This is a genomic window from Streptomyces uncialis (assembly GCF_036250755.1).
GTDB classification, from domain to species: domain Bacteria; phylum Actinomycetota; class Actinomycetes; order Streptomycetales; family Streptomycetaceae; genus Streptomyces; species Streptomyces uncialis.
Window position 1 is genome coordinate 368,690 of the sequence record NZ_CP109583.1, and the last position, 20,940, is coordinate 389,629.

The 20,940-nt window shown below is 72.2% G+C and carries 9 protein-coding genes and 1 pseudogene; 5 read left to right on the top strand and 5 right to left on the bottom strand.

Annotated elements, in window-relative coordinates:
* Positions 1-44: 44 nt before the first annotated feature.
* A complete protein-coding gene (locus OG711_RS01540) occupies positions 45-926 on the top strand; it encodes a GntR family transcriptional regulator (RefSeq protein WP_329558118.1) in 882 nt (293 codons plus the stop codon).
* 57 nt (positions 927-983) lie between these two features.
* On the opposite strand, the gene OG711_RS01545 is transcribed toward OG711_RS01540, so the two are convergent.
* The gene (locus OG711_RS01545) at positions 984-1,706 is read right to left on the bottom strand and encodes a GntR family transcriptional regulator (protein WP_019761424.1); all 723 of its coding nucleotides are present in this window, start codon (positions 1,704-1,706) and stop codon (positions 984-986) included.
* Positions 1,707-1,862: 156 nt separating this feature from the next.
* Here OG711_RS01545 and OG711_RS01550 point away from each other — a divergent pair, with 156 nt between their 5' ends.
* From OG711_RS01550 to OG711_RS01565, 4 genes and pseudogenes are all read left to right on the top strand, one after another.
* Positions 1,863-2,060: a hypothetical protein gene (locus tag OG711_RS01550; RefSeq protein ID WP_329558119.1), complete on the top strand. Its 198-nt coding sequence runs from the start codon at positions 1,863-1,865 to the stop codon at positions 2,058-2,060.
* Positions 2,057-2,287 (top strand): DUF7848 domain-containing protein, encoded by a 231-nt coding sequence (locus OG711_RS01555; RefSeq protein ID WP_329558120.1) that lies wholly within the window; start codon positions 2,057-2,059, stop codon positions 2,285-2,287. Before OG711_RS01550 ends, OG711_RS01555 begins: the two co-directional genes overlap by 4 nt.
* 667 nt (positions 2,288-2,954) lie before the next feature.
* Positions 2,955-3,338: pseudogene (locus OG711_RS01560) on the top strand (toxin C-terminal domain-containing protein); the annotation flags it as partial.
* A gap of 7 nt (positions 3,339-3,345) precedes the next feature.
* Complete coding sequence (locus OG711_RS01565; protein ID WP_245876905.1) at positions 3,346-3,795, top strand: hypothetical protein; 450 nt, start codon at positions 3,346-3,348, stop codon at positions 3,793-3,795.
* A gap of 404 nt (positions 3,796-4,199) precedes the next feature.
* Here OG711_RS01565 and OG711_RS01570 read toward each other — a convergent pair whose 3' ends face one another.
* Genes OG711_RS01570 through OG711_RS01585 form a run of 4 tightly spaced genes read right to left on the bottom strand, consistent with a single transcriptional unit; the run spans position 4,200 to position 20,904 of the window.
* Positions 4,200-4,499: an acyl carrier protein gene (locus tag OG711_RS01570; protein ID WP_073792452.1), complete on the bottom strand. Its 300-nt coding sequence runs from the start codon at positions 4,497-4,499 to the stop codon at positions 4,200-4,202.
* Positions 4,500-4,515: 16 nt separating this feature from the next.
* A complete protein-coding gene (locus tag OG711_RS01575) occupies positions 4,516-5,523 on the bottom strand; it encodes a 3-oxoacyl-[acyl-carrier-protein] synthase III C-terminal domain-containing protein (protein ID WP_073792451.1) in 1,008 nt (335 codons plus the stop codon).
* Position 5,524: 1 nt separating this feature from the next.
* Complete coding sequence (locus OG711_RS01580; RefSeq protein ID WP_329558122.1) at positions 5,525-12,712, bottom strand: non-ribosomal peptide synthetase; 7,188 nt, start codon at positions 12,710-12,712, stop codon at positions 5,525-5,527.
* Between the two features lie 14 nt (positions 12,713-12,726).
* On the bottom strand, positions 12,727-20,904 hold the full coding sequence (locus tag OG711_RS01585; protein WP_329558123.1) for a non-ribosomal peptide synthetase: 8,178 nt from the start codon (positions 20,902-20,904) through the stop codon (positions 12,727-12,729).
* Between the last annotated feature and the right edge of the window lie 36 nt (positions 20,905-20,940).

Consider the following 20,940-nt stretch of genomic DNA (forward strand, 5'->3'; position numbering starts at 1 on the left):
GGCGGCCCGCGGCGGATGAAATCGGAATCGGACCAGGGATGGACATGGCTGCTGCTGACGAAGCGCGCTTGACGTTCGAGCGCATCGCGGACGACCTGCGGCAGCAGATCCGGGACGGCGAACTACGTCCAGGCCAGCTCCTGCCGACGCAGAGCCAGCTCATGCAGACCTACAAGGCATCCAGCCTGACCGTGCAGAAGGCGATCCGGCTCCTCAGGAACGAGGGCTGGGTCATCGCCCGCCAGGGGCGCGGCACTTTCGTCACGCGCTCAGCCGACTTCGAGGACGCCTTCGAAAAGGTCGCCGGCGACCTCCAGCAGCAGATCTACACCGGCACCCTGGCGCCCGGGGCCAGGCTGCCCGCCCGCGAGGTCCTGGCGGAGCACTACGCGGTGCCGCTCAACGTCGTCACCAACGCCATCTCTCTGCTGGCGGGCAACTCCCTCCTGCGCTACCCCGGCGAGTTGCCCGGCGACGAGGTCTACGTACGCGACTGGGATGACCACGGCTTCGCCACCCAGCTCATCCACGGCCGCCTGGTACGCAAGATCCGGGACGGATCACTGGCCAGGGGAGCCAGGGTCACCGTGGACGACGTGGTCGACACGATCGGCGGCGACCCGGAATCCGCAGACCAGGCCCTGACCTTCCTCACCCTGGAGGGCAGGATGAAGAAGGCCCACCAGCGGAACGGGTCGATGGCGTATGTCGTCGTGGGAGGCGAGTTCGGCACGGAGGTACCGGTAGCGGTGCAGCCGGTAGCCGAGTCGGACGAAGCGTCGGCTGCTCCGCAGAAGGAGTTCCCGGCGGCGGCCGGAGTAGCGGATCTGGCCTACAAGCTGGAACGGGCCCTGGAGCGGATCGAGGAGCTGGAGGAGCGCGTCGAACGCCTCGAAGGCCGCCACGCCACTGAGACGGGCGCGTGAACGACGGCGTCCCCGAAGGCCGCAGGTAGGCTTTCGGGGACGCTTCGCGTGGATCGGTCAGGGCTGGTACTCGTAGCCGATGGTGAACCGGGGAGGCAGGCACCACTCCCCGTACTCGATGATCCCTTCCGCGTCCGACCATCGGTGGGCGCCGGCCAGGATCGGGGAGCCGACCGGCAAGCCGAGCGCGCTGGCCTCTCGGGCGTCGGCGGGGCGGGCGTGCATGTCGTCGCGGGCGTGGGTGATCGTGCGCCCGGTGGCTTCCAGTACCCGGGCGGACAGTCCGTGGTTGCGGCCGGGGGCGGTGTTCAGCAGGTCCGGTACGAGGGCGGCGAACGGGGCCGGGTACCAGGTCACCGCGAACACGGTCCGGGTCTTGCCCCGTCCGGCCAACCACTCGCGCCGCACCACCTGGTCCCCGGCCTCCAGGTCGAAGATCTCCGCCACATACAGCGGCGGGGTGATCAGCTCGGCAGCCGTCACCCGACTCGTCTCACCCTCGGCCAGGAACGATTTCACCCGCTGGACCCTGGCCAGCCGGTCACGTGCCGACAGCGTCCAGCGCGGGTCGTCGGCGACGTAGGTGCCGCGCGGGGTGGTGCGGATGAAGTTCTCCACCTGGAGAGCCTGCAAGGCGCGGGAGACGGTGGCGGCCGCGGCCTGCCACTGCCCGGCGATCTCCCGGTTCGTCGGCAGCTTGGCGCCCGGCTCAAGCTCTCCCGACAGGATGCGCTCCCGGAAGTGATCCGCGATCTTCGTGAACGTCTTGGGACTGGGCATAAGGCTTGCCCCTCCGTTGAGTTGACGTGATGTCAGTGAAAGCACACTAGTGCACTGCGAACCGTAGCGGGAGTGCTTCGGCCACTCGAATACTGAACTAGAGCACCGACCTGTCAAGAGGTCGGCCATGTGACGTTCGAGAGGTGGCGATGTGCAGTGACGGAGCCGACCAGGTACTCGACCCCGCCAGTTGAACTCCCCTTGCGCCTGGAGCTGGAGCCGGTACCCGTTGAGGGCTGTGCGGGGTGCGCGGAGCTGGCCAACGTACGTGACCGGGCCCGCACGGTCGGCGACATGACCACCGTCGGCGACTGCAACGTCTACATGCGACGCCACCCGGAGGGCCACCAGTGAGCCCCCGCACCGTCTACCGGCACGTCACCCACACCATCCGCCACGCACCCGAAGGCGGCATCACCTACGAGGCGTTCTGCACCGCTGCCAACTGCGAAGCCGAATCCGGACCCCACGCCGAGCAGGAAGCCGCACAGGACTGGGCACTCCGCCACACCGGACGCACCGGTCACGACCTCTTCAGACGCGTCGTCACCGACCACGCCAAGGTCACCCGAGCCGAGTAGAACCACCACCGTCATCCGGAACAGGACCCACAACTCGCAGACCAACGCACCAGGCCAGTAGCCCAGCCGGACGCCCGGCCACCGACCACGGCGTACCGCCGAAGCAGGATGCGTCCAAACTTTCTCTACGTCTTCAAGGCGACCCGCTGACGCTGGTCGCGCGCGGCACGGCCGCCCACCCGGCCCGCTCTCGGCTCCGCCACCGCGGGCCGGCCAGCGACCAGGCCGCGCAAAGACAGCACAGCGGACGAACGGAAGCGCGGAGAAAGCCGGACGCGCCAGCACGGCGAGCGCCAGGCCGACGGTGAAGCGACGGCGGGGAGTTGGCCGGGGCGTAGGCCCGGGGGTGGGGCCGGTCGGCTCCGTGGGCTTTACCCACCTCCCCGGGCCGGGGCCCGCGTCGGGCATGGCCAGGGGGCCACTCGTTCAAATTCCGGGCAGGTCCAAAGCCTGCCCGAGTTGCCGGGCCAGCGTACGGCCCCCTGACCATGCCCGACCCCAACCCGGGCAGGACACCGGCCAAAGCCCACTCCACCGCCCTCACGTGCGTAGCCGTCTGACGGCAACGCCGACGGCAACAGAGGCGCACAGCACGGCACTTCCATGCACGCCCACGGACAGGCCAGAATTCGCTGACCAGCGAAAATGCAGGTGACGCCCGCCCGGCGAGCACACGTACTATGTGCTGGCGGGCACGACGCCGGTACTCGTTCACAACAGCAACTGCGATCTTCCAGAGGGATACACCTCTTCCCCTGCGCTCAAGGGTGATCCGTACCATCCGGACTCGGTGGCTGCACGGAGTAAGCAGAACCGAGAGCTGTACGCGGGAACCGTAGGGGATCGGGCCGGGGCTCTGGGATACAGAACGAGAATTCCCGCGCAAAAGGCCCCGTTCAATTCACACGGCCAGGTGGTCTTCTCCAATGGGAAGAACTACATCACGCCTGATGTTGACGGGCATAACGTGTCGGATGGCTGGAAGATGTTCAATCGCAAGGGACAACGGATCGGAACCTATGACCCAGATCTCAACTACCTCAAGGAATGAAGACTTCGTGATCGAGGTGATCGATTACCCGACCTCAGAGGGTACGAGTTCGCTGCCCTCCAAGGCAGTCGGCAGGATCAGGATCGGCGAGTTCACGGAGACGTTTCTGATGGACCTGAGTTTCTGGACGGTGGATGACTACCGCCGAAGCTGGGATGGTGCGCTGAGGAAGCTAGAAGAGGCCGAGAATTCGACCTCCTGCCTCATCGCCTCAATTACCGATCCGGCGGCCAGTAATTTCATCTCCTGTTGGCCGATGTATCGAGACGGGGAAGAGGTCTACGTGCAGAACTCGATCATCTTCCTGGACGAACTCCACGAACGGTTCAACCCGCAGGAGCCGGGGCGGTACGTAGAGGCTCGATCGTCGGTCGACGAGGATGGAAACCGCATCTCTGAGTGGTCGACGAGCACCTCTCAGGTGCGGCGGTTCCGTGCGTCCGCCTGGGGGCGATAGATCCCTCGCGCAGGTGCGAATTTGAAACCCCGTCAGGTATGTCCTGGCGGGGCTTCAGCGCGGTCTGACGGCAGTAGTTGACGGCAACGTCAGCGGACGGGGGCTGCGCAGAGCGGTGGGTCGTCACCGTCGTCAGGCTGGCCTGCGCTCTCGACGGGCCCCGAGAGCGTCAGGCGCCGAGCAGGAGCTACTCATGGCCCATGTCCTGACCGACCGCGAGCCCTGGAGCGGGCCGGTACCCGACCCGTGTCGGTAGAGGCGCTCCAGGAGGCAGGCGTGGTCGCCAGCGGCGAGAGTCACGAACCGCTCGTGCACAGAGTCCAGATCACCGTCGCGCACCCTGACGTCAGCAACCTCCCCGTCCAAGACCGGACCAGCGACCAGCCTGCCAATCCTCAAGGCAATCACCGTTGCAGTAGGCGTGGCGCGGCACGGGGCGCCGTCCCGTCGGACGTCGAAAGGCGGTCCGGGGCACCTGTCCTGCCACGGACGAAGGCGAGGACACCCGCGGCAGTACGGAAGTTCCCGACATCGAGGTCCTCGGCCTCGACGGTCAGCTGGAAGCGGTGTTCGACGAAGATGACGAGTTCGAACGCGAAGAACGAGTTGGCGCGGCCGTCGGCGAAGTAGTCGTCGTCGAGCCCGACCGGACTGCCCGACGCATCGGTGAAGAAGCCCAGGACGTCCTCGGTCGCTGTTGCCATGAAGGTCTCCCGGAATCTACAGCTGGTAGGTGTGGTCGTGGTCCTCTCCGGTCGCGACCAGGAGCAGGCTCCAGGCGGCTACCGGGCTCACGTTGATCAGGACGACGGGTCCGCCGTCGGGCACCTCCCCGCGGCGCAGTGCGGTGTGGAGGTTGAGCAGGACGTCGGCCGGCCCGAGGTGCCCGTAGCGGCGCAGGTTGTCGCGGCAGGCGGGCAGCATGCTCACGTCCAGCGCCTCCTCGACGAATGCGAGGCCTGCGGCCGAGAGGTTCTGGCTCGCGAATCCGCGTACGTCCTCGCGGCGCAGGCCGTTGCGGTCCAGCAGCCGGCTCAGCATGACTCCCAGTCGGGCGCGGGTCTCCAGGGCGAGGCGGAAGGAGTACATGGTGGTGTCCCGGCACTCCTCACGCCACTCGGCGACGGGCCGGTCCCGGAACGGGACATGGAACAGGTCCCAGTACGCGCCGTTGGTCTCCTGCAGGACGTCGAGGACCCGGACCGGGCCGGTGCGGGCCAGCAGCACCGCCTGGCCCGCGTCGCCGTTGACGGTCACCGGGTGCCGGTAGCGGGTCGGCGTCGCGGGCTTGCTGCCGTGCACGACGAGAACATGCTCCAGATCGTGGTCGGCGGCCAGCAGGCCGCGGGCGGTCAGCAGGGCCGGGGTGATCGACACACAGCCGAGACCGCCTACCGAGAAGGTCAGGGCACGGTGGGCGCCGAGCAGGTCCTGCAACCGGGTGGCGTCGGAAGCCATCAGCTGCCGTGGGGCGCGGGACTCGATCACCACCAGCGCGCCGAGTTCCCCGGCGGCCACGCCTGACTCGGCGAGCGCCTGCCGGGCGGCGTCCAGCGCGAGGTCCACCTCGTCGAGGCCGTCGTCGGCGCTGATCCGGTCGATGCCCAGGGCGAGGCAGGTCGTGCGTCGCGCCGGGTCGAGGGCAGCCAGTTCGGGGAGGGCGGCGACGTCGATGTGCCGCTGCGGCAGGTGCCAGGCGGCGGCGCGGACGGCCAGCGGGGCGGCCATGTCAGCGCTGCCCCGCGAGTTCGGCGAAGGCGTCGGCGAGACAGTCGGCCAGGGCACCCATCCGCTCCGTGTCGAGCCGGTCGTCGTGCACGAGGTGGATCTCCAGGGCGCCCTCGGCGATCGCGCTGGTGACCACGACGGGCACATACGACAGGAGTGCGTTCTGCTCCAGGACCAGTGGTCCGGAACGGATCCACACGGGGTCCGTTGCCAGCCGAAGCTCGTCACCGCCGGTCGCGGTGTGCTCGACGAGTATCTCGGGCTCCGGCAGGGCGCGCAGCGCGGACGTGGCGGGTGTGTCCGGGCTCAGGTGACGCAAGATTCCGTAGCCCACGCCGTCGTTGGGCACGGAGCGCAGGATCTCGGCGACGGTCGGCACGGCGGCGGCGGTGTGCTGCTCCGGCCGGACCGGCAGCAGCACCGGATGGGCGCTGGTGAACCAGCCGAGGGCAGAGGAGCGGTCGTCCGGACGGTAGGCGTTGGGGGTGCCCGCGCCGACGGTCAGCACCAGGGCGTCCGGCTGTCCGCGCCACCGGCTCCAGGCGCTGGCCACGGCGGCGGCAGCCGCCTCCTGGCCGCCCGGTCCGGATACGGTGAGCGCGGCGGCCACCTGGTCCGAAGGCAGGGTCCGGCGCAGTACGGCTGTGCCGGTGCACGGTCCGGTCGGCCGGTCCGGCAGGGTTCCGGCGCCGCGGCCGTTCTCAAGAACGGCTCTCCAGTACCCGCTCTCGCCGGAGAGTTCGTCGGACTGCGCCATCCGGCGCAGGTGGGCGGTCCAGTGCCGCCACGCCTGTCGTCGTACGCCGGTGCCCGCAGCGTGCGCCGCAGGGCCTTCGGGGTCGCGCAGCGCGGAGTTCAGCTCCTCCAGCAGTGGTACCGCCGAGACATGGTCGTAAGCGAAGTGATGCACGGCCAGCAGAAGGATGCCGGTGCGTCGCGGGCCGCGGTCGTAGAAGCGGGCGCGCAGCAGGGTGCCCCGCACGGGGTCCACGGCCGCGGCGAGTTCGGTCTTGTCCGCCTCCAGGACGGCCGCAACGGCGTGGTCGTCGAACAGGGGCAGGGCCTTCATGTCGACGGCGGTGGACGTCTCCGCGGCCGTGCGGACGAGGCGGTGGCCGAGGGCGTTGGTCCTCAGCCGGTAGCGGAGCGGTTCGTGCAGCTCCACCAGCCGCGCCAGCGCGGCGGCCACCGCGTCGCCGCGGATACCGGGGGCGGTCTCCAGGACCTCCGCCACCACCATGTCGCGGCCGTGGTCCGGGGCCTTCTCCAGCACCGCGTGCATCAGAGGGGTGAGCGCGATCGGCCCCGCCGGGGTGGCCTCGAAAGGTGTGTCCGCGCCGGGTGCGCCACCGGTTGTGGCATCAGGTACGGCGCCGGCCGTGGTGCTCGCTGCCCGGGCGGCGAGTTCGCGCAGTGTCGGACTGGTCAGGAGGTCGTGCGGGGTGAGCGTGAGTCCGGCGCGCTCGGCACGGGAGGCGACGGCGACGCTGAGCACCGAGTCGCCGCCGGAGGCGAAGAAGTCGTCCTCGGGCCCGACCGGTCGGCCGAGCAGTTCCGTCCAGATCCGGGCGAGGATGCGCTCGGCGTTTTCGTTGGCGTCGGGTGAAGACGGGGTCGGTGGGACCATGTCGGCCTCTCTGCCGGGGTCGGCTGGCATGCCGGGGAGGGTGGTCGGGTAGCCGCCGGGCCGGTCCGTGCCGGACGTCGGGGCGGCTGCCGTGGCGTCGGCCAGGGCGGCACGGGCGAGCTTGCCGTTGGCGGTTCTGGGGAGCCGCCGGTGGGTGACCACCCGATCGGGGACCATGACGGCGGGCAGCCGTCGTGCGAGCCGGGCGAGCAGGTCCGCCTCAGTCGGCGGCGGCTCCCCGGCGACATGCGCGACCAGCCGCGTCGCGCCGCTCGCGAGCCGCTGCGCCACTACGACGGCCTCCTGCACCCGAGGGTGCTGGAGCAGCGCCCGCTCGACCTCCGCCGGCTCGATCCGGTGGCCGCGGATCTCCACCTGATCGTCGGCGCGCCCCAGGAAGTCGAGGGTGCCGTCGGGACGTGTCCGGACCACGTCTCCGGTGCGGTACATCCGGGTACCGGGCACGGCGGAGCGGGGGTCCACCACGAACCGCGTGGCGGTCAGGCCGGGCAGGGCGTGGTAGCCACGGCCGACGGCGGCACCGCCCAGGTACAGTTCCCCCGCCCGGCCCGGCGGGACCGGCTGGAGATCGGGGCCGAGGACGTACACCTCGGCGCCCGTGATCGGGTCGCCGATGCCGGGCAGCGTCCCGGCCGGGTTCGGCTTCACCTCCTCGCAGGTGCCCACCACCGCGCATTCCGTGGGCCCGTACATGTTCAGGAGCCGGAAGGACGCGCCCTCGGGCGGCCGGACCCGCAGCCGGTCACCGCCCGTGGCCAGCACGCGCAGCGCGAGACCCGGGACGTCCGGCGCTTCGTCGAGGACGAGTTCGGCCAGCGGTGTGGGCAGGCAGGCGACGGCGATCCCCTCAGCCGCGAACCGGCGCAGCAGGGCGGCGGGTGTCTGCAGGGTGTCTTCCGTCAGGTGCAGGGACACGCCGTGCGCGAGGGCGGCCAGGATCTCCAGGACCGAGCCGTCGAAACCGGGGGCGAAGGCCTGGGCCATCCGGTCACCGGGGCGCAGCCCGGTGTGCTGCCCGAACCAGCTCAGCAGGTTCGCCAGCGCGCCGTGCCCGACGGCGCAGCCGTGCGGCGCCCCGGTGGAGCCGGACGTGAAGGCCACATAGGCGAGTTGGCCCGTGTGGGGGGCCGCGGTCGGCGCTGCTGCGGCGGCGGGCTCAGGGCCGGGCTCGGGGGCAGTCTCCGGGCCGGTCTTCGGGTCGGTTTCCCGGTCGGTTCCCGAGTCGGCGTCCGGGATGTCCACTCGCTCCGTTGCCGGGTCGGCGGGAAGCGGCGTCACGACGGTGCGGCCCTGCGCGTGTGGTGCCGTGAGGTCGGTCGTGCCGACGAGGACGCGGCAGTCGAGGTCCGCGAGGAGAGCAGCGAGCCGGGAGAGCGGTGCCGCCGGGTCGAGCGGGGCGAAGGCCCCGCCCACTTTGAGCACGCCGAGCCAGCCCACCACCAGTCCCACGCCGCGGGGTGCGAGGACCGGCACCACGGTGTCCGGCCCGACCCCTGCGGCCCTCAGCCGATCGGCGAGCCGCTCGGAGAGCCGGTCGAGTTCGCCGTAGCCGCAGACCGTGCCGCCGTGCACGACGGCGGGCCGCTGCGGATGCCGGGCGGCGAACCGTCTGACGGCGTCGGTGACGAGGGAAGCTCGTGGCAGCTCCTGTGCGGGGGACACGGCACGCGGGCCGACGAGTTCGGTCAGGGGCCGGTCCGGGTCCGCCACGGCGGCGACGACCAATGTCAGGAAGCGGTCGGCGAGCTCCTCCATGGTGGTGCGGTCGAACAGGTCGACGGCGTACTCCAGATAGCCGGGCATGGGGCCGTCCGTCTCGTCGCTGATGCCCAGAGTGAGGTCGACCTTGGAGGTGCCGGGGGCGATGCCGGCCACGGAACCGGTCTCGGGCACGACGGTGAGTCCGGTCAGCTCCGCGGTGTGCGGTGCCGTGTTCTGGTGGGTGTAGCAGACCGTGTACAGGGGGTGCCGGGACGGGTCGCGCCCCGGGTTCAGATCGGCGACGATCCTTCCGAACGGCACCTCCTCGTGGTCCAGGACGCCGGTCACGGTGTCCGCGGTGCGCCGCACCAGTTCGCGGAACGTACGGTGGCCGTCCACCGGTGTGCGGAATGGCAGTACGTTGTTGAAGTAGCCGACAAGGGCGTGTGAGGCGGGGCTGCCGCGCCCGCTGGTCGCGGCTCCGACGATCACATCCCGGTGCCCGGCCCACAGATGCAGCAGGGCGTTGACGGCGGCGAGCATGGTGACGAACGTGGTCACCCCTTCGCTCCGGCAGAACTCCCGTATCCGCCGGGCGTTTCGCTGGTCGAGGCTGAACTCCAGCAGGTCGCCGGCATACGAAGGGACGGGCGGGCGCGGGCGATCGAGCGGGAGTTCCCCGGGCTGGAGGTCGGCGAGTTCCGCACGCCAGAACCGCAGCCCGGCCGCAAGGTGCCCGCCGGCCAGGCGCTCGCGTTGCCAGACGGCGAAGTCGCCGTACTGGACGGGGAGTGCGCGCAGCTCGGCGGGCTTGCCCTCGCGGTGCGCGGCGTAGTACTCGGCGAGATCGCGGAAGAACACGGCGGGCGACCAGCCGTCGAAGACGATGTGATGCCAGGTGCACAGCAGCACGTGGTCGTCCTCGGCCAGGGCGACCAACGTCGTCCGCAGCAGCGGTCCGGTGCCCAGGTGGAACGGGGTTCGGGCCTCGACGTCGGCGAGCCGGCGCACGGCACGCTCCCGCTCCGCCGGGAGCCGGTCACGGAGGTCGACACGGATCAGGTCGGGCAGTGGCGCGTCGAAGGTCGCGCAGGGCAGGCCGTCCTCGGTCAGGACCCTGGTGCGCAGCACCTCGTGACGCGTCGTCACGTCGTGCAGCGCGGCACCCAGGGCGTCGGCGTCCAGCTGCCCGCGGTAGCGCAGCCGTCCGGGGATGTTGTAGAGGGGGCCGGGCGGGAGCAGTCGGTCCAGGTACCAGAGCTGTTCCTGGTTGTGGGAGAGGGGGGCGCGGTCTTTGCGGGGGGCCGCCGTAATGGTCCAGCCGGGCCCGTCCGCCTGCGCCGGGGCCGCCTCGCCCGGCTGGGCGGAACGCCGCTTCCGGTCGATGAGGGCGGCGAGCTGCCGGACCGTGGGATTGCGGTAGAGGTCGGCGAAGGTGATCCGGGCGCCGAAGCGCGCCTGCGCCTCGCGGAGCAGTGTGATGCCCGCGATGGAGGTGCCGCCGAGGTCGAAGTAGTTGGCGTCGGGGCCGATACCGGGCGCGTCAAGAACACTGTGCCAGATCTCCGCCACGGCGCGTTCGGTGTCCTGTCCGGCGGGTGCCGCGGACACTTCCGGGTCCGGCTCCCGCACCGGGTCCGGCTGCGTTCCGTACCAGCAGGAGACCGGCTCGAACGGATACGTGGGCACCTCGACGCGTCCGACGGCCGTACCGTCGTAGGCGCGGTTCCAGTCGACGGCGACGCCGAGTTCGTACAGTCGGCCGAGTGCGCGCAGTACGCCGCGGCGGCCGTCGTCGGTGGGCAGCGGTACGACGGGCAACTCCGGCGCCAGCTCCCGGACACGCCGGGACAGTACACCGTCACCACCCAGTTCGACGAGAACGGCACCCTGCTGGGCGAAGCCCCGTACCGCGCGCAGCAGTCCCTCCTCGTCGACCCGGTCGGTGAGCGTCATGGCCGCCGCCTGCTCACGCGCCGCGCCCGGCGACAGTCGCCCGCGGGCGACCTGGACGGCGAGGTTCCCAGGACCGGAGCCGACGAGTCGGCCGGTGTCGAGTCCGAGCGAGTGGGCGAGCCGGTTCAGGCCGTACTGGCGGACCAGCAGCGTCACGCCCTCCGCCCGGGCCGCCCCCGCGGTGTCGCCCTCGGTGAGTACGGGGAACTCGGCGCTCAGCAGGCGCCATGTCTCCTCGTCGAGCCCGGCGACGGAGGCGTCTCCGGAGCAGAGCAGGACGAGCGGTGGCGCGGTGGGGGACGGTTCCGTCGGCACCGTCGCCGTGCGCAGGGCATCGGCCAGCTCCGCGGTGTCACGGGCGACCACGCCGACGCGATGGCGGTGATGGTCCCGGCCGCGGTTGAGGGCATGGGCCACCTCGGCGAGCGCATGCGGGGTGCGCGCGGCGAAGTCGCCCACCTGCGCGAGGCAGCGGTCGAGCGCCGCGGGGGTGACAGCGGAGACGACGACGAGCTGACAGGCCCCCGGTCCCCCGGCCGACGCACCGGCCCGTACCCCGGACTCGACTCCGGCCGCCGCGGCGGGCCGCTCTCCCGCCGCTGCCCCCGGTTCCTGCCCTGGCCGTGCTTCCTCCACGACCACGTGCACATTGGTCCCGGTCAGGCCGAACGAGCTGATCCCCGCGCGGCGCGGCTCGCCCTCTCGGCGCTCGGGCCAGTGCCGGACCGTGTCGTTGACGCACAGCGGGCTGCCCGCCCCGAGCAAGGGATGCGGCTCGGTGAAGTGGGGGGTCGGGTAGAGCGTGGTGTGGCGCAGGCCCGCGAGGACTTTGAACAGGCCCGCCATGCCCGCCGCGTGGTCGAGATGGCCCACGTTTCCCTTGACCGCGCCGATCGGCAGCGGTTCCCCCGCCGCGCCCGCCTCCTCCAGCACCCGGCGCAGTCCGGCCGCCTCGACCGCGTCGCCCAGCGGCGTTCCCGACCCGTGGCATTCGACGTATCCGGCGGTGGTGACGGGGACGCCCGCATCCTGCCACGCCGCGCCGATCACCTCGGCCTGGGCATCCCGGCTCGGTGCGCTCATGCCGGTCGCGCGGTAGCCGTTGTGGTTGACGGCGACACCGCGCAGCACGGCGTGGATGTGGTCCCGGTCCGCGACGGCGCGGGACAGCGGCTTGAGGACGAGGATCCCGCCGCCCTCGCCGCCGACCGTGCCGTTCGCGGCGGTGTCGAAGGGGCGGCACACCGCGTCGGGTGATTCGATTCCCGGCAGCGGGTCGTGGCCGCTGCGGGGACGCAGTACGGTCTGCAGGCTCACTCCGCCGGCGATCGCCAGCTCGGCCTGACCCGCGCGCAGCTGCTGCACGGCGAGGGCCACGGCGGCCAGGCTGCCGCTGCACGCGGTGTCCACGACCAGGCCGGGGCCGGCCAGGTCGAGGAGGTAGGCGACACGGGCGGCGGTCGCCGACGGCAGCGTGCCGAGGATCCGTTGCGGGTCGTCATCGGGTACCAGTTGCGCGTACCCGGGGTCGGGGGCGCTGAGGACCACTGCGGTGCGGGAGCCTCGCAACTCCCCGGGCGCGTGGCAGGCGTTCTCGACGGCCCGGTGGACCAGCTGCAGGGTGAGCCGCTGATGCGGGTCCATCAGCTCCGCTTCCCGGCGCGCGAGTCCGAAGAACGCGTGGTCGAAGAGGTCGATACGGTCCACGTAGGCGCCGGAGGCGTACGCGGTGCCCGGGTCGCCGCCGGCGAACCGGACCCGGTCGGCGCCCGGAGGCGCCACGGCGACCCGGCCGGCGCGCAGGTTCTCGTGCAACGCGGCCAGATCGTGCGCGCCGGGCAGCACCAACGCCACACCGATGATCGCCACAGGTTCGTTGTCCATCGTGTTCCCCCGCATCACAGTTCCCAGTCGCCGGGGCCATCGGGTACTGTCCCCGGCCCACCGTCGGCGCCGATGGGCGGCGCGGCACCCGGCACCGGGCCGCCCCGGTCGTCGAGGAGGCGCGCCATCTCCTCGACGGTGGAGTGTTCGAGGAGGTCGGCGACGGAGATCTCCTCCCGCCCCGCGGAGTCCAGGCGTGCCGCCAGCTCCATTAGCGTCAGCGACGTGCCGCCGGCCTCGAAGAACTTCTCCTGCGCTCCCACGGTGTCCCGCCCGATGAGCCGCGCCCACTGTGCGGCGACGAACCGCTCGGTGACTCCGCGTGGTCCGCGGCCCGCCGGGGCCGCGCGGTGGGGAGCGTCGCTCAGGGCACGCCGGTCGACCTTGCCGTTGGCCGTGAGCGGCAGGCTGTCGTGTACCAGGAACATCGCGGGCACGAGGTGGTCCGGCAACCGCCGCGCCAGCTCCCGGCGGACGGACGCGAGGGCCGCATCGGTCCCGTCGGCCGGGGATGCCGGTACCAGATGGGCCGTCAGGCGCCGCCGGTGCCCGGTCCCGTCGGCGGTGACGGCGGCCTGTGTCACCGCCGGGTGGGCGATGAGCGCGGCCTCGACCTCGGCCGGCTCCACCCGGAAGCCGCGCACTTTGATCTGGTCGTCGGCGCGGCCCAGGAACTGCAGGCCCCCTTCGGGTCGGCGGCGCACACGGTCGCCGGTTCGGTACATGCGCGCGCCGCGGGGACCGTACGGGCAGGCGGTGAACCTCTCCGCGGTCGCCCCTGGTCGCCCTCGGTAGCCGCGGGCCAGTCCGGCGCCCGCCAGGTACAGCTCCCCGGCAGCACCGGGCGGCACCGGGCGCAGCGCGGTGTCCAGGACGTAGACGCGCGTGCCGGGGACGGGGGAGCCGATCGGCGGCTCGCCAGGGCCGTCCAGGGGTCCGGTGACGGTCGCGCACACGGTGCTCTCTGTCGGCCCGTAGGCGTTGAACAGCGTGTGCCGCGCGGCCAGCCGGGCGGCGAGGCCGGCGGGCAGGTGCTCGCCGGCGGCGACGATCGCCGTCCCGCGCGGCACCCGGTCCGCGGGCAGAACCCCCAGGACCGCGGGTGGCAGCGTTATGTGCGTGATGCCTTCCCGGGCGAGAGTCTCGGCGAGCCCCGGGCCGGGCCGCAGCCGGTCGGCCGGGGCCAGGACGAGAGTGGCGCCGGTGAGCAGCGCCGCGCACATCTCCCAGAAGGCGGCGTCGAAGCCGAGGGACGCGAACTGCAGGACGCTGTGGCCGGGGCCCGTGGCCCCGGTGCCGCGCACGGCCGCCAGCATGCCGGTCACTCCGCGGTGGGTGACGTCCACCGCCTTGGGTCGGCCGGTGGATCCGGAGGTGTAGATCGTGTACGCGGTGTTGTCCGGCCGTACCGGAACCTCCGGCGGGGTGGCCGGACCTCTGCCGAGGCGAATGCGTGCGGAGTCGAGCGCGAGAGCGGGGACCGCCCCCGGCCGCCACGGGGCGTCCTGGCCGGTACCGGTCAGCAGGAGCGCGGCGCCGGAGTCCGTGAGCATCCAGGCCAGCCGTTCGCCGGGGTGTCCGGGGTCGAGCGGCAAAAACGCCGCGCCGGCCTTGAGAACGGCGAGCAGGGCGACGATCCGGTCCGCCCCGCGGGGCAAGGCGACGGCGACGAGCGTCTCGGGTCCGGTGCCGTGCCCGGCCAGGTGGTGGGCCAACCGGTTGGCGCGCGTCTCCAGTTCCGCATAGGTGAGAGTCTGCGCCGCGTCGCCATCGGTGTGCCGTACGGCGGTCGCGTCCGGGGTGCGTGCGGCTTGGGCCGCGAACAGGCCGGGTACGCAGGCCGGAGGTGGCGTCGACGCGTCGCCGACGTCACGCTGCGGGTCGGCCTCGCGGAGCGGGGACAGCGCGGCCACCGGCGCGTCGGAAGCAAGGTCCGGCAACTCCCGCAGCGCGGTGAGCACTTCGGTGGCGAGTCGCGCGATGTCGTCGGCCGTGAACACCGCGGTGTCGTAGCCGAGCCGGAGCACCAGGTCGCCGCCGGTGTGGACGAGCAGGGACAGCGGGTAGTTGGTGGCATTGTCGGTGTCGAGGCTTACGACACGCACTCCGGCGCCGGTCACGGCGGCCGGGTCGTGGGGGATGTTGTCGAAGGCGACCGCCGTGCTGAACAGGCCGGTTCCCCGCCCCGTCCCGTCGGTGGCGGGCAGTTCGGACAGGGGAAGGGTGTCGTGCCGCCGGGCCTCTACCTGCCGGTCCTGGAGGCGGTGGAGCCAGTGGAGGAGGCCGGCGCGCTCGTCGACGCGGACCCGCACCGGAAGGGTGTTGACCAGCAGGCCGATGATGGTCCCGGCGTCCTCCAGATCGGCCCCGCGGGTGGAGACCGTGGCGCCGAACACCACGTCGTCGGTGCCGCCGTGCCGGGACAGCAGCAGCGCCCATGCCGCCTGTACCAGGGTGTTGACGGTCAGCCGGTGCCTACGGGCGAAGGCGCGCAGCCGCTCGTGCTGCGGCAGCGGTAGCGCGACGGTGTGCTCGGCATGCGGTCCCGTCCGCCCGGCCGGCGCGGGGTAGCGCCCGTACGGCAACGGGGTCGGTGTGTCGCTTGCGTCCAGTTCGGCCTGCCAGTGGGCGCGGCTGCCGGACGCGTCGCGGCCGCGCAACCATGCCACGTAGTCGGCAAACGGTCTGCGCGGGGTGACGGCGGGAGTGCGGTTGTCAGCCAGGGCTCCGTAGGCGGCGAAGACGTCGGACAGGATCTCCGACACGCTCCAGCCGTCCACGAAGAGGTGGTGAGTGGTCCACAGGACAGCGACCTCGTCGTCCCGGGTGCGTGCGATGGCCAGTCGCGTCGGCGGAGCCTGGCGTGGATCGGGGTCCGCCGCCCGGTCCTGCGCCACCAGCGCCGCCAGTGCCTCGTCCTGCGCGTCGGGCGGCAGTGCGCGCCAGTCGTGCCGGGCGACCGGCAGGGTGAACGCGGGGTGCACGTTCTGCACCGGCTGCCCGCGCTCCGGCATTCGCACGGTGCTGCGCAGTGCTGGCACGTGGTCGACGACGTGCTGCCAGGCCCGGGCCAGCACCTCACTGTCGGTGACCCCCGCGAGGGTCATGGTCAGCCGCCGTACGTAGACGTCGCGGCCGCTGAGGGAGTGGTAGAGCAGCCCGGCCTGCAAGGGTGTCAGGGGATATTCGTCGTGACGCACGGGGGTGGCGCACGGGGTACGACTGCCGGCGGCTGCGACGCTCCTCGCCACCTCGGACAGCGAGCGGACGGTGGGCCGACTGAACACGTCCTTCGGTGTCACCTCCAGGCCGGCAGCGCGGGCCTCGGCGACGAGTCGCACGCTGGTCATGGAGTCGCCGCCCAGGTCGAAGAAGTTGTCTTCGAGGCCCACGCGTTCGATGCCGAGGGCCGCCGCCCAGACGGCCGCGAGCGTCCGCTGCACTGAGGTCTTCGGCGCCGTGTACGCCGTCTCGGGCTCGGGCTCGTGCCGGGGCAGGGCCCGGCGGTCGACCTTGCCGCTGGGGTTCAACGGCAGGGCGGACAGGGCCAGATAGGCGGAGGGCACCAGGGCGGTCGGCAGGGACCGGCCGAGCAGGCGGCGCAGGGCTGAGCCGGTGGGTGCGGCCCGTCCGGGGCGGGGCACCACGTAGGCGACGAGCCGCAGGTCGCCCGCGCCGTCCGGCCATGCCACCACGTGCGCGTCGGCGATGTCGGGGTGGCCGCACAGGGCAGCCGCCGCCTCGGCCGGCTCGACGCGGTAGCCACGGATCTTGACCTGGTCGTCGCTGCGGCCGAGGTAGGCCAGAGTTCCGTCGGCGCGCAAGCGCACCAGGTCGCCGGTGCGGTACATCCGGCTGCCCGATGGGCCGAACGGGTCGGCAGTGAACCGTGCCGCGGTCTCGCCGGGCCGCCGCTGGTAGGCGCGTGCCAGTCCGGCCCCTGCGATGTGGAGTTCGCCCGGGGCTCCGGCCGGGACGGGGCGTAGCCATCGGTCCAGGACGTAGTGGCGGACACCCGCGACGGGTGTGCCGATCGGCACGCCGTCCGGGCCGTCCACGGCGTGCCCCGCTCCGCGCGGCACGGGGTGAGCGGTGGAGCACATCGTGGTCTCCGTGGGCCCGTAAAGGTTGGCGAAGGGGTGCCGGGCCGCCCAGGCGCGCGCCGTCGGTACCGGGCACACGTCGGCCGCCGAGTACACGCGCACGGTGTCCGGCAGCGCCGTGGGGTCCAGGGTGCCGAGGAGGGCGGGCGGCAGCATGAGGTGCGTCACCCCGTCGTCGCGGACGCGGTGGGTCAGGGCATCCGGATCGATCCGCTCGCCGGGCAGGCTGAAGCAGACGGTCGCCCCCGTCAGCAGCGGCATGAGGATCTGCCAGATGCCACCGTCGAAGGCGAAGGAGAGGTGCTGGAGCATCCGGGCGCCCGGCCCCAGGCCGAGGGTGTCCCGGCTGTCGGCGGCGAGGTTGGCCAGGCCGGAGTGCGGGATCTGCACGCCCTTGGGCCGCCCGGTGGAACCAGAGGTGTAGACGACGTAGGCGAGGTGCTGCGGCAGCGCCGTGCCGGGTGGTGCGGTGGCCGGGCGCCCTGCGATCGCGGTGCGCTCCTCGCCCCGGTCGGGGCATACGACGGGTTGGGCGCCGTCCGGCAGCAGTGCCGCCCGGTCGCGGGTCGACACGAGAAGGCGCGGTCCCGCGTCGGTGATCAAAGCGGCCGACCGGTTCGGGGGCTGGCCGGGGTCCAGGGGCAGGAAAGCGCCGCCGGCCTTGAGGACGGCGAGGACGGCCACGACGAGGTCGGGACCGCGGTCCAGGAACAGGCCGACGACCACGTCCGGTCCGACGCCGTGAGCCACGAGATGATGCGCCAACCGGTTCGCGGCGCGTTCCAGTTCGCCGTAGGTGAGGTGCTCGTCGCCGTGCACGACGGCGAGGGAGCCGGGCGAGCGGGCCGCCTGCTCGGCGAACACCTCGTGGACGCAGCGCCCGTCCCGCGCGGGTCCGCCGTCCTGCCGGGCGGCGATCAGCTCCCGCTCGGGCCCGGCCGGCCGCGGCAGCTCCCGCAGCGGCCGGTGTGCGTCCGCGACGACACGGGGCAGCAGTTCCGCCCACGCGGTTGCCAGCCCCTCGACGGTAGGCGCGCCGAACAGGTCGGTGCGGTACACGAAGTCGGCTTGCAGCCCGTCCGTCGTCTCGCGAAACTCCACGCTGAGGTCGAAGTCCGCGGCAACCACGGGGACATCGGCCTCGGCGACGGTGAGTCCTGCGAACTCCTGGCGGAGCGAAGGGGTGTTGGCCATCACCACCATGACCTGGACCAGCGGGTCCTGGCCTGTCCGGCGCTCCGGCGCCAGCTCGTCGACCAGCCTGTCGAAGGGTAGTTCCGCGTGGTCAAGGGCCTCGGCGACCACGTCCCGCACACGGTCGAGCAACTCGGCGAACGTCCGCCGCCCGTCGACCGTACTGCGCAGCACCACGGTGTTGATGAAGAATCCGACCAGTCCCTCGTACGCCACGTCGTCGCGTCCCGACACGACGGTCCCGACGGCGACATCCTCCCGGCCCGCACGCTGCGCCAGTACCACCGTGCAGGCTGCCAGGAGCGTGGCGAACAGCGTGGCGCCGTGCGCACGGCCGAGCAGCTGGAGGCGGTCACGCAGGTGCGGGGAAATCGTGCGCCGGACCCTGGCGCCCGGCCCGCTGCGCCCGGTCCGGGGGCGGTCACAGGGCAGCTCGAACGGGGACACGGCACCCAACTGAGCACGCCAGTAGGTCAGCTGATGCTCGGCGAGGCCTTCGGAGAGGCGGTGGCGTTGCCGGGCGGCGTAGTCACGGTAGCGGGAAGACAGCGCGGGGAGGACGGGCGGGCGGCCGGCCGCGGCGAATGAGTAGTAGGTCCCGAGCTCGGCGGCCATCACCTCGTACGACCAGTCGTCGGTGATGATGTGGTGCGCTGTGAGGGTCAGCAGGTGCTCGGTGGGGCCGAGCCTGATGAGGTGGGGTCGGAGCAGGGGGAACATCGCGAGGTCGAAGGGGCGGGAGAGGTCATCGCGCTGCAACCGGGCCGTCTCCGTGCGGCGTTCGGGATGCGGGAGGCTGCTGAGGTCGGTGTGTGCGAGTGGTATCCGGGCCGACGAGTGGATGACCTGGACACAGCGTCCCGCGTCGTTGTCGAAGGTGGTGCGCAGCCCTTCGTGACGGGCGACGAGCCGGTTCAGTGCTTCCTCCAGCGCGCCGGGGTCCAGGGGGCCGGTGAGCCGGAGCGCCAGGCTGACGTGGTAGGCGGGGCCGGGCTCGTACTGGTGCAGGAACCAGAGACGTTGCTGCGCGAAGGACGGGGGCAGCCGAACCGTCTCGTCGGGCGGGGCGTGGTCCTGGGAGGGATGTTCGGGGGCGGGTGCGGGGGCAGCGGCGAGGGGAGCCATCTCAGCCAGGGCCGCGACGGTGGGTGCCCGGAACAGCGCGCCGGGGGGCAGCTGGCTGCCGAGGACGTCCCGGGCCCGGGACGTCACCTGCATGGCGAGCACCGAGTCACCGCCCAGCGTTCGGAAGAAGTCGTCGTGCACCCCGATCCGCTCCACGCCGAGCACCTCGGACCAGACGTCGGCCAGCTTGCGCTCGCGGTCGGTACGTGGCGCGACGAATCCGGCCGGGCCGGGCCGCGGGCCCGGCCGGCTCGGCAGGGCGCGCCGGTCGATCTTCCCGTTGGGCAGCTGCGGCAGTCGGGCCAGGCCCACGAAGACCGGCGGCACCATGTGTTCCGGCAGCTGCTCGGCGAGCCGGGCGCGCAGCCGGTCGGCGTCGGGCGGCGCGCCGTGTTCGGTCACCACGTACCCCACCAGTCGGCGACGGCCGACGCCGTCCTCCTCCGCGGTGACGGCCGCGGCCAGCACGCCCGGGTGGCCGACGAGGGCGTTCTCGACCTCGGCGGTCTCCAGGCGGTGGCCCCGGATCTTGACCTGGCCATCCGTACGGCCCAGGAAGTCGAGATGCCCGTCGGCCCTCCGCCGCACCAGGTCCCCGGTCCGGTACAGGCGTTCACCGGCGGCGCCGAAGGGGTTGGCCACGAACCTGAGAGAGGTCGTGCCCGCTCGACGATGGTAACCGCGGGCGAGGCCCGGCCCGGCGAGGCACAGTTCACCGGTTGAGCCCTCGGGGACAGGCCGCAGCATCTCGTCCAGGACATGGACGGCGGTACCGGGGACGGCTTGGCCCAGAGGCACCGTCGCCGAGTCGTCGAGGACGTCCGGGGTCAGGGGCAGGACGCAGGAGTCCACCGCGGTCTCGGTCGTGCCGTAAGCGTTGACCACCGTGGTCCCGGGCGCCACGACGTCCAGCAGTTCCCGGCAGTCCTGCGTGAGCCATCCCTCCGACCCGACCGACACGAGGCGCAGCGGCGGCAGCGTGGTTTCCCTGGCGACCGCCTCCCGCGCCAGCGCCTTGGCGAGGCTCGGCAGCAGTTCGACGGCGGTGCCGCGGCTGTGTTCCACGAGGTCGAACAGCCGGGGCGGATCGGTGATCACTTCCTGGGAGGCGATGACGATCGTTCCGCCGGAGAAGACGGAACGCAGCAGGTCGGCGAAGAACAGGTCGACGGCGAGGCCTGTGACCGAGACCAGCCGCAGCGGCGCGTCGGTGAGCCCGTACAGCCGGTCCCAGGCGTGCCAGAGGCTGATCAGGTTGCGGTGCGTCACGAGCACGCCCTTGGGGCTTCCCGTGGAGCCGGAGGTGTACATGAGGTAGGCGAGGGAATCGGAGGCCGCAAGCGCGGGCTGCGTCGGCTCCCGGAGATCGTCCTGCCCCGTCCGGGACCGGTCGTCCGGGCGGAACGGGTCGTCCAAACCGACGTATGCGAGGCCGGGCGGGAGGCGGTCGATGAGGCGGTCTCCGGTCACGACGAGCCGGAGCCCCGCGTCCTCGGCCGTCCGGCGCAGCCGCTCCCGGGGGTGGGCCGGATCGAGAGGCACGTAGGCTCCGCCGGCCTTGAGTACGCCCAGGAGACCCACGACCGCGTCGGCTCCGCGCTCCGCACACAGGCCGACCAGGATGTCCGGTCCGACGCCGTGGCGGACCAGGTGCCGGGCGAGGCGGTCGGCGCGGGAGTCCAGCTCACGGAAGGTCAACCGCTGTTCGCTGTCGACCACCGCGACGGCGTCCGGCGACCGAACCACCTGCGCTTCGAACAGCTCATGCACGAGTGAAGGCCCTGCCCCGGCAACCATACGTTCTCC